The following is a 9,933-nucleotide window of genomic DNA, read 5'->3' on the forward strand; positions in this document are numbered from 1 at the left end:
CAATTTTTTATAAAATATCTATTCTTAGATTACCACAAACGACACCATTCTACCAGTGAAAATTTATTCACAATATTGTGAATTGAACGACAAATGTAACTGTTCACAGGTAGTATCCCGCGAGGTGTTTTGCAATGAATAATGGCAAAATCCCGAGACATACGGGGCAAAATGCCATCACCGAAGGTGATTTGGAATGCATTTTGACCAAGTTGCTGTGAACGGAGTGAACAGTAACCGACAAATTAAAAATGCTGTTTCCACGGGTCTGATGTATTTTTGGGCAGTTATTGCAGAATACTATATTATATACATGTTACAATTGTTAAAAAAATATTTCGTAATAATTAAGAAAATATGATATAATCAGATAAAAAAATAATTGCAGGATGGAAACATGAGAAAAGGAATTCATTTGACAATAGGCATTTTATCAGGGATTCTGTTTACACAGAATATCTGGGCACAGACATTGAAAGAACCGGTGATCGAATCACAGGCTGTAGTTGTAATGGATATGGACAGTGGAGATATTTTGTATGAGAAGAATGGAAAAGAAAAATTATATCCCGCAAGTATTGTAAAACTTCTGACAGCACTGGTGACAGCGGAGGAAGGAAAGCTGGATGATATCGTTATTTTTTCGTACGATGCTGTCTATGGAGTGGAAGAAGGGAGTGGAAATGCACTTCAGTTAGAAACGGGCGATAAACTGACAGTAGAAGACTGTATGTATGCAATGCTGTTGAAATCTTCCAATCAGGCGGCTAATGCGCTTGCGGAATATGTTGCCGGAAGTAATGAGAAATTTGCAGAACATATGAATGAAAAGGCACAGGAACTGGGATGCACAGACAGTAATTTTGTGAACCCTTCCGGACTAAATGCAGAAGAGCAGAAGGTTACAGCGGAAGATATGGCCAAGATCGCAGCAGCCGCTTTTTCTAATGACACTGTAAGGGAAATTGCATCGGCAAAGACATACCAGCTTCCGGTAACTTTGAATAATCCGAACGGCTGTATCGTTGAAATGGAACATCAACTTTTGAATGGGACAGACTATTTTTATAAGTATGCCTATGCAGGAAAAACCGGTTACACGGATGCTGCAGGAAATACCTTAGTAACAGCGGCCAGGAAAAACGACAAAAATCTGATTGCAGTAGTATTAAAAAGTGAGATGACGCATTATACAGATACGATCAAGCTTTTTAATTATGGATTTGCATATCTGGAACAGCAGACACAGGAGACGGAAGCAGAGGAAGAATCTGTCGACACGGAAAAAGTGAAGACAGTTCCGGAAGAGCAGAAGAAAACGACACCAGATCATACAGTTATAAATGTAGTGAAAGGGATATTTTTCCTGATAATACTCTATGGCGCAAGTCTGATATTCAGACGTAAAAAAAGCAGACTTCAAAAAAAGAGAAAAAATATCAAGAAAGCTGGAAATGGCAGTAAAAAAAGCAAAAAGAAAAGCAGAAAATAATAAGAAGATTCCTTAAATTTCTTTACGGGCAAAATTGAGAATGGTATAATATAATCTTATAGGAGACGCAAAGAAGTATGCAAAAGGAAGGATGCCATGGAAGCACAAAACGAAAATGATATAACCAGGCATGAATGGGAAGTCATGCTCAAAGAACTGAAGAAGGTATTTTCAATTGTACGCCTTCTTAACGAGGAGGAACTGCGGACCGGAAGGCTTCAGGGAAGTACAGATATGGCAGAGGGATGTGAATGCTATGCACTCTGGAATAAGAATTCCCGTTGTGATAACTGCATTTCCAGGGCGGCCTTTGCAGAAAAAGGTAAGAGAACAAAACTTGAATTTATAGATGATGGCATTTTCCAGGTAGTGTCCAAATATATTAAGATTGATGGCGTTCCATACGTGGCAGAACTGGTAAACAAACTGGACGGAGATGCGCTGGTAAGCAAGCAAGAGCGCGATGAGATGCTCAAGAAACTGATCCGGTATGACAGAGAGCTGTATATGGATGCATTGACAGGTGCATATAACAGGCGTTACTATGAGGATCAGCTCAAATCTGTTGATATGGTCGCCGGGGTTGCAATGATCGACCTGGATGACTTTAAGTTTTATAATGATACTTATGGACATAATGCAGGAGATCTTGTCCTGGAGACGGTTGTCAAGATCATACGAAACAATATCCGTAAGACAGATATGCTGGTTCGATTTGGCGGTGATGAATTTCTTCTGGTAATGCCGGATATTCTGGAATCCTCTTTCCGCAAGAAACTGAAACAGATACAGGAAGCAATACATATCGCAGAAGTACCCGGGTATTTACAGCTTCGTATGTCTGTCAGCATAGGCGGAGTATTGTCTACACGCGGGACAATAGAGTCAGCGATACGCAGGGCAGACCAGTATATGTATCAGGCAAAGACAACCAAAAACATGGTAGTGACTGAGGGAGACCTGCTGCACGAAACACCGGCACTGACAAATACCTCATCCATTCATAAATATAAGATTCTGATCGTCGATGACTCAGAGATGAACCGAGAGATCCTGTCAGCAATTCTCGGAGATGAATTTGAGATCCTGGAGGCAGAGAATGGGGAGGAATGTATTTCTATCATCAGGAAATATGGAACCAGTATCTCGCTTGTGCTTCTCGATATTGTGATGCCTGTCATGGATGGATTTGAAGTTCTGGAGTTCCTGAATAAATATCAGTGGATCGATGATATTCCGGTGATCATGATCTCCAGTGAGGATTCTGCGACCAGTGTCAAAAAGGCCTACGCGATGGGGGTATCGGATTACATCAACAGACCATTCGATGCAGAAGTTGTTCATCGGAGAGTATTTAATACGATCAAACTTTATGCGAAGCAGCGCAAGCTGATCGCCCTGATCACCAATCAGGTATATGAGAAAGAGAAGAATAACCGTATCCTGATCGAGATTTTAAGCCAGATCGTAGAATTCCGAAATGGAGAAAGTGGACGACATGTCCTGAATGTAAATATCCTGACAGGAATCCTTCTGGAACAGCTGGTTCAGGTTACGGATAAGTACAATGTTTCATGGTCAGACAGACTGATGATCACGACAGCAGCTTCTCTTCACGATATCGGAAAAATCGGCATTGATGACAAGATACTGAACAAGGCAGGTAAGCTGACACCAGAGGAGACAGAGATCGTCAGGGAACATACAGTGATCGGTGCATCCATGCTGGAAAACATGGAAATCTTCAAGGACGAAGAATTTGTCAAGATTGCTTATCAGATATGCAGATGGCATCATGAGAGATATGACGGTAAAGGCTATCCAGACGGATTGAAGGGAGATGATATTCCTCTTTCCGCACAGGTCGTTGCACTGGCAGATGTTTATGATGCGCTTGTCAGCAGGCGGGTTTATAAGAAGAAGTATACGCACAGAGAAGCAATGCGAATGATTCTTAACGGCGAATGTGGAGCCTTCAATCCGATCCTTCTGAAGTGTCTTGTAGAAGCACAGGAGAAGGTAAGGGACAGCATCGTAGTAAGTGAAGATTACAATGCTTCTTATAAACGCAATATAATGAGAGAATTGGAAGAATATGAAAGTACCAAAGAACATCTGATGGAATCTATCACACAGGATATCCAGAAAGAATGTTCAGAAATTGAAAATGATACAGACCTTGATTTTATTGGGGGGGGGGGCAAAACGGAAATATGATTGACAAACACGTAAACTCTTACCTCAGAAAATGTCTGACTGATAAAGATCACAGGGGTATTAATTAATCATAATGCATTTTACCAATAAGAATTAAAGGAGAATATACAGAATGACAGTTAGAGAAAGTTATGAAAAAATGGGCGCAAATTATGACGGAGTTTTATCCAGACTTGGAAATGAAATGCTGATCAAGAAATTTGCTGTAAAATTCCTCAAAGACCCAAGCTTCCAGGATCTTACAGATGCAATCGAGCAGGGGGACGCAGAACGCGCATTCCGTGCTGCACATACACTGAAAGGCATATGTTTGAACCTTGGCTTTGACAATCTTTACAAACCAGGTGAAGCACTGACAGAGAAACTTCGCGGAAGAGAACTGAATGGATATGAGGCATTATACGCAGAAGTAAAAAATCAGTACAACAAAACAGTAGAAGCGATCAATGAGATTGCTGAGTAAATACAAAAATCGGTATCGACCGGACACAGAATGTTCGATCGGTACCGATTTTTTTGTAATAATTTTACTGCATCTGTTTCATGGCCTCATGTAGAAGCGCAAGGCTCTCGGGAGATGGATCTACATAAGGTGAGTCGATCAGATAATCTTCCAGAGTTTTCAGATTCTTTTCTGTACATGGAACACCAAGTTCTTCGAGTGTAAGCGGCATATCCATTCCGCGCATGAATTCTTTGAGTTGTTCTTTCTGCTCACTGAGTTTGTTGTAATATAACTGTGTGAACAGAGCGACGGCTACGATTTCACCGTGGAGCGCATCTTTGGCTTCCTGTGTAAAGAAGGTACGGACACCGTCATACATCATGTGTCCAAGTGCGGACTGGCTGAAACTTTTGGTGATATTGGCGATCACGCCGGTAACTGCAATGTTGATGAAAGTGACATCTTCCAGTGCTTTTGTTACTTTGTGATGGCGGTTGTCTTCAACAGCAGCAGGACCGTATTTTTTAAGAACATCATAAGTATATTCTGCCATTTTGTAGGCAGTAAAAAGATCGAATTTGTTGTCATCAAGTGTCATGACAGGCTTGCCGTTTTGGATCTCGATCTTTTTGGCCATGGCATCGAGGATTCCGGCAGCAGTGTAGCGAATCGGACATTTGGCGATGACATCCATATCCACCAGAACGGCATCAATTTCATGTTCGAATCTCCAGCAGGTTTTCTTGGCACCTTCCGGAGTGTACATGACACTCATGCTTGTAAAGGCTGCGCAGGTGGCGATGGAGGTAGGAATATTGACAGTTCCCAGACCGGCTGTCTCCGCGACTGCTTTGGAAAAGTCCATGATCTTGCCGCCGCCGATGCCGACAACTTCATCACAGTCGGCAGAGAGGCATCTGTCCGCATATTCTTTTGCTGCCTCAAAACTGCATACGCCTGTGTATATATCTACAACATAATCTACACCAGCAGCGTCCAAACTCGGGAGCAGCTTTTCTTTTACAGCATCAAAAGCTCTCGGTCCCGCAACAAGAAATGCTTTTTTGCTGAATCTTGCAATCTCCTTTCCACATTCTTCCAGAAGTCCTTTTTCCTGGCGGTAACGTCCTGCTCAGAATTTAATAGCACTGTCCAATATGATCTTTTCCATGATAAGTCATCCTTTCTCTATATAAAAAAATAAGTGTTTTCTTTGGATGACAACATCATAGCAAGCGCAAAATCACGCCGCAATAAGACCTGTGTTTTTAGAATCAATTACACCCTGAATAACAAAAAAACAGACAAATTTGTCTGCTTTTTTTGGAGTGTATAGAAGTAAATTTATTTATCTTTCAAAATTCTCTTCCTGATACTTAGAAGATGATATTCCATCGCATTTCGTGCATCAATTCCTCTGTGTTCTGAAATGGCAAATGCGATCTCACGATGTTCCGGGACGGTTTCTTTGGGGCGGCGTGTGCCGGAGACGCTGTCGTATAATGCCTGCATCTGATGGATGTATGGAATCAGGTTGTGAACAGCTGTATTGCCGCTGCAGTTAGCTACTGCCTGGTGGAATTCCATGTCCTTTTTTATGTAGTTTTTGCCGGATCTTACGATGGCATCAAGTTCGTCACATAATGTGAAAAGAAGTTCGTGATCTCTGCGGGTAGCATTCTGGGCTGCCAGGGCTGCCGCATTTGGTTCGATCATGATACGAAGTTCCAACAGATCTCTTGCCAGTTTCTGCTTATCATAGATCAACGAGAAGCCAAGTGGATCATCAGAGACACCAAGCTTGTGGGAAACAAAAGTTCCGGCGCCTCTCTGAATATCCAGGATATCTCTGTCTGCCAGAAGCCTTTCGGCCAGACGGATGGTAGAGCGGCTGACTTCGAAACGCTGAGCCATCTGGATTTCATTTGGAAGTTTGGCACCAGCTTTGTAGTTTTCCATATGGAGCATGGCGACGATTGCGTCCGCGGTACGCTCCGGGAGAGATTTTTGATTTACGGTATTTATTTCTTTCATATTGAACTTCCTTTCAGTTGAAGTTCTCCTAGCGAAAAACAGTCTGGATCAGTACCATATACAGGACAGTGCCGCCGCCGATACTCAGAAGAGTGCTCTTTTTCCATTTGTGGAGCAGTACGATAAAAACAATTGCAATTGCTTCAGGAAGTCCATGTGTACTGCTTGCAGGGACGTCTTTCAGACAATAGATAACGAGAAGCCCGATTGCTGCATATGGGAGTACCGTTCCAAGGTACTTGATGAATTCCGGTGGATTTTTGCCCTCCGGGAAAATAATGAATGGGATAAAACGTGTTGCCATTGTTCCAAGGACAACTGCCGCAATGGTGCTGATCGCCTGTGTTGTTGTCATTGTCATTTCGCAGCCACCTCCGGTTTCTTTGAGAGTTTACGTTCTGCTGTAAAGCATACGATGATGAAGATCATGGACGGAACGATGAAATTGCTGCTTCGGAAGATCAGAAGGCAGACAGCGGAGCAGATCAGCCCTACCAGAGCAGGACGATGATCTTTGGCTTCTTCCCACTGGTTCAGGAACATTACAACAAACAGGGCGGTCATGACAAAATCAATTCCTGTTGTATCGAATTGGACCACATATCCGAGAAGTGCTCCCGCTGTAGCAGCAGATACCCAGTAGATCTGATTTAACAGATTGACAAAGAACATGAACCATCCCCTGTCTACATCATCCGGCGGCGTTACTGTACAGTTGACGGTGAAAGATTCATCACACATGCCGAAGATCAGGTAGAACTTTTTCCAGCCGGTATTTTTGTACTTATCCAGCATGGAAAGTCCGTAAAATAAATGTCTGGCATTGACCATCAGTGCCAGAAAGAAAGCTGCGATCGGACTGAATGCCGACAGCAGAAGATTGGCTGTCACGAATTCCATGGAGCCCGCAAAGATAAACATACTCATAAAGAATGGATACCATACGGAAAATCCCTTGCTCTGCATCATAAATCCGTAGGACATTCCCAGAAAAAGGAAACCTATACCGATAGGGATCGTGTATGGGAACGCGGCTTTAAATGCTTTTTTCTTCATTGGTTAAAAAACTCCTTGACTTTTAGTATGAATATGTATATATTTTATATATAAAATTTTTATATATAATTATTTTACATATTATTTATGGAGGTGATCGGATGTATTATCCCGTATCAGCATTACTTATAGAGTTTCTGATCCTGTCTGTTGTAGAATCACAGGATTCCTACGGATATGAGATCAGCCAGACCGTCAAGATCGTGGCTGATATCAAAGAATCTACTCTATATCCCATCCTGAAGAAACTTGAGAAAAACGGTTATCTCACAACCTATTCTCAGGAATTTCAGGGACGTAAACGCAAGTATTATTCTATCACCGATTCCGGCAAAGAACAACTGGTGTATCTTCACAAAGAATGGGTTTCTTACAGAGATACGATTGACGGAATCATTGAAGGGAGGATCAGAAATTGACCAGAGAAGAATATATGGCGAAATTGCAGAAATATCTTCGTAAACTTCCGAAGCAGGATTATGAAGATGCAATTGAATATTTTAATGAATATTTCAGTGATACGGACGAAGAAGGTCAGCAGAAACTGATGGAGGAACTGGGAACTCCGAAGGAAGCGGCTGCGGATCTGATGTGTAATCTTCTGGATAGAAAGTTACAGGAACAGGACACAGATATTGAGGAGAAAAAGAGTAAAAAAGGAATTATCACGCTCTCGGTCCTTGCAATCCTGTCAACGCCTGTGACAGTGCCGCTTTTTATCGCATTGCTTGCAGTACTTTTTGCAGTTGCGATTTGTGTTGTCTGTGTGATCTTCAGTGATTTTATTGCTGCATTCGGCGTGTTACTGATTGGTGGTAAACTGTTGCTGAGAGGACTTGTTTCCTTCCCGTATTCGTTATCAGGCGCACTGACAGTGACTGGCTGCGGACTCTTTGGAATCGGATGTGCGATCCTTCTGTATATCCTCGGAATCTATCTTTGTAAATGGACAGGCATGCTTCTTGTCAAGCTGGCCCAGGTATTAGCTGGAAAGAGGGGTAAAAATCATGAAAAAAACAAATAAGCGTTTACTGGCAGTCGGTGGTATCTTTTGTGCAGTGGGTATTCTGTTCTTTGGTGTTGGCGTTGCATCAGGCGGTAGAAATTATATAAAATCAGCAGACCTGAACAGAATCAGCGGAACTGCAACGATGGATTCAAGCGACAGTCATGCGATCTTGAGCAAGACAAAGCTCGATGCGTTTTCTGCCGTGAATATCGATCTTCGGAATCTGGATCTGGATGTAAAGGAATCCGATGATAAAAATTTTTATATTTCTTATAATATTGAAACGAATGACGGAATGCTTCCGCTTTCCTATCAGGTACAGGATGATACATTGAATATTGTGGAGAAGCAGGGGCATGAGTCGTATTCATATATCCACATTGATATTAACTTTCTTCAGGAGATGCTTGGCCAGAGCCATGTGATCGAGAACTCTAATAAGGTGACAATCTATATTCCGAAAAAAAACGACTTAAGTAGTTTTTCCTGCAAGATGGGATATGGCGATCTTGACATTGAATCTCTGGGAGTAAAAAAGGCAGTGATCTCCTGTTCTGATGGTGATGTGAAAATTAAAGACAGTGCATTGAATTCCCTTGAAATGGAGACGGAACTTGGCGATCTGCATCTCAAAAACACTTCTGTCACAAATAGCCAGATTACACTGGATGACGGAGATGTAAAAGCAGAGAACACTGTATTTCAGGGTAAAAACAAAATCACATGCAGTCTGGGAGACATCAAGCTTAGTATTCCGAAAGAAGTGGTTGAGGGTCTTTCTATAGAGGCAGAGGCAAGTGATATCGACATCCCGGAAACTCTTGGAAAAGTAATGACAGATGAGGACGATGAACAGGTACTCACCACAGAAAATAAACCACAGGATTCCCTGGAACTTAAGAGTGAGGATGGGGATATTAAGATTACTGCTGAGAAATAATACCTGTGAGATAATTCTATTTCAGAAATAACTGGAAATCTGTTATAATTGAGAAAAGATAAGGAGAAGATTATGCAAATCGATGAAGTTATAGCAGAAATTACACAAAGATGCAGAAACTATGGCGCACAGAAAATAATCCTGTTTGGGTCCAGAGCAAAAGGCACCGCAACAGAACGCAGTGATATTGATATTGCAGTGTCAGGCGTGGCATCAAGTGATATTTTTGAACTGGAGGAAGCTCTGGAAGATATTCCAACATTGTATACAATTGATCTTGTTGATCTTGATACCTGTAAAAATCAGTTATTGCTGGAGGACATTAAACAATACGGACGAGAAATTTATAAGAAGATTTGAGTCATTTCAAAACTCCCTGGATTTGTTGGCAGAAGCCAGAGAGCGTGATTTATCAGATTCGTTTGTACTCAGTGGAACCAGTGCAAAATTCAGTATTACGTTTGATCTGGCATGGAAGGTTATGAAAGACATTCTGGTACAATATTATGCAATTACCGGATTTGTTACAGGCTCTCCCAGAGAAGTACTGAAACAGTCTTTTCAGGCGAAGCTGATCACAGGTGATGAGTGGATTGATATGCTGAAAATACGAAATCAGCTTGCACATGACTATGATGGTGTGATTGTGAAAGAGCATTGCCAGACAATCATTCATCTGTATATTGATAAATTATATGATTTTAAAACAGTGGTTGAATAACTGCGCATCGCATTCTCGT

11 protein-coding genes and 1 pseudogene are annotated in these 9,933 nt (G+C 41.7%); 8 read left to right on the top strand and 4 right to left on the bottom strand.

The genetic code is table 11. The features are described 5' to 3' along the window. Window positions 1-397 precede the first annotated feature (397 nt). The 3 genes from WMO75_RS06875 to WMO75_RS06885 all read left to right on the top strand — a co-directional run bounded on the left by WMO75_RS06875 (window position 398) and on the right by WMO75_RS06885 (window position 4,172). Window positions 398-1,492, top strand: coding sequence for a D-alanyl-D-alanine carboxypeptidase family protein (locus WMO75_RS06875; RefSeq protein WP_227223025.1), 1,095 nt, complete (start codon window positions 398-400; stop codon window positions 1,490-1,492). A 96-nt stretch (window positions 1,493-1,588) separates the two neighbouring features. Continuing rightward, window positions 1,589-3,709 carry a diguanylate cyclase gene (locus tag WMO75_RS06880; protein WP_349077835.1) on the top strand — a complete coding sequence of 707 codons (2,121 nt, stop codon included), beginning with the start codon at window positions 1,589-1,591 and terminating at the stop codon, window positions 3,707-3,709. A gap of 112 nt (window positions 3,710-3,821) precedes the next feature. Continuing rightward, window positions 3,822-4,172, top strand: coding sequence for an Hpt domain-containing protein (locus tag WMO75_RS06885; protein WP_118252570.1), 351 nt, complete (start codon window positions 3,822-3,824; stop codon window positions 4,170-4,172). A gap of 64 nt (window positions 4,173-4,236) precedes the next feature. Here the strand turns inward: WMO75_RS06885 and WMO75_RS06890 are convergent. The 4 genes and pseudogenes from WMO75_RS06890 to WMO75_RS06905 form a co-directional block, all read right to left on the bottom strand. Beyond that, window positions 4,237-5,268 (bottom strand): annotated as a pseudogene (locus tag WMO75_RS06890) (iron-containing alcohol dehydrogenase family protein); the annotation flags it as partial. Between the two features lie 230 nt (window positions 5,269-5,498). After that, on the bottom strand, window positions 5,499-6,188 hold the full coding sequence (locus tag WMO75_RS06895) for a FadR/GntR family transcriptional regulator (RefSeq protein ID WP_227223021.1): 690 nt from the start codon (window positions 6,186-6,188) through the stop codon (window positions 5,499-5,501). 28 nt (window positions 6,189-6,216) lie between these two features. Continuing rightward, complete coding sequence (locus tag WMO75_RS06900; RefSeq protein ID WP_303223861.1) at window positions 6,217-6,543, bottom strand: branched-chain amino acid transporter permease; 327 nt, start codon at window positions 6,541-6,543, stop codon at window positions 6,217-6,219. Window positions 6,544-6,545: 2 nt separating this feature from the next. Beyond that, the gene (locus tag WMO75_RS06905; protein WP_227223019.1) at window positions 6,546-7,244 is read right to left on the bottom strand and encodes an AzlC family ABC transporter permease; all 699 of its coding nucleotides are present in this window, start codon (window positions 7,242-7,244) and stop codon (window positions 6,546-6,548) included. A 101-nt stretch (window positions 7,245-7,345) separates the two neighbouring features. Between WMO75_RS06905 and WMO75_RS06910 the strand changes: the two genes are divergently transcribed. From WMO75_RS06910 to WMO75_RS06930, 5 genes are read left to right on the top strand one after another with little or no spacing between them, the layout of a single operon-like run. Then, a complete protein-coding gene (locus WMO75_RS06910; protein WP_022215702.1) occupies window positions 7,346-7,663 on the top strand; it encodes a PadR family transcriptional regulator in 318 nt (105 codons plus the stop codon). Further along, window positions 7,660-8,268: a DUF1700 domain-containing protein gene (locus WMO75_RS06915; protein ID WP_022215703.1), complete on the top strand. Its 609-nt coding sequence runs from the start codon at window positions 7,660-7,662 to the stop codon at window positions 8,266-8,268. Before WMO75_RS06910 ends, WMO75_RS06915 begins: the two co-directional genes overlap by 4 nt. Next, complete coding sequence (locus WMO75_RS06920) at window positions 8,252-9,193, top strand: DUF4097 family beta strand repeat-containing protein (protein WP_349077839.1); 942 nt, start codon at window positions 8,252-8,254, stop codon at window positions 9,191-9,193. The genes WMO75_RS06915 and WMO75_RS06920 overlap by 17 nt, the downstream gene beginning before the upstream one ends. Before the next feature lie 48 nt (window positions 9,194-9,241). Then, entirely contained in the window at window positions 9,242-9,553 is a 312-nt protein-coding gene (locus tag WMO75_RS06925; protein WP_319638512.1) for a nucleotidyltransferase family protein, read from the top strand. A 25-nt stretch (window positions 9,554-9,578) separates the two neighbouring features. Further along, the gene (locus tag WMO75_RS06930; protein WP_302700871.1) at window positions 9,579-9,914 is read left to right on the top strand and encodes an HI0074 family nucleotidyltransferase substrate-binding subunit; all 336 of its coding nucleotides are present in this window, start codon (window positions 9,579-9,581) and stop codon (window positions 9,912-9,914) included. Window positions 9,915-9,933 lie beyond the last annotated feature (19 nt).

Source organism: Blautia intestinihominis (assembly GCF_040096655.1).
Classification (GTDB): Bacteria; Bacillota; Clostridia; order Lachnospirales; family Lachnospiraceae; genus Blautia_A; species Blautia_A intestinihominis.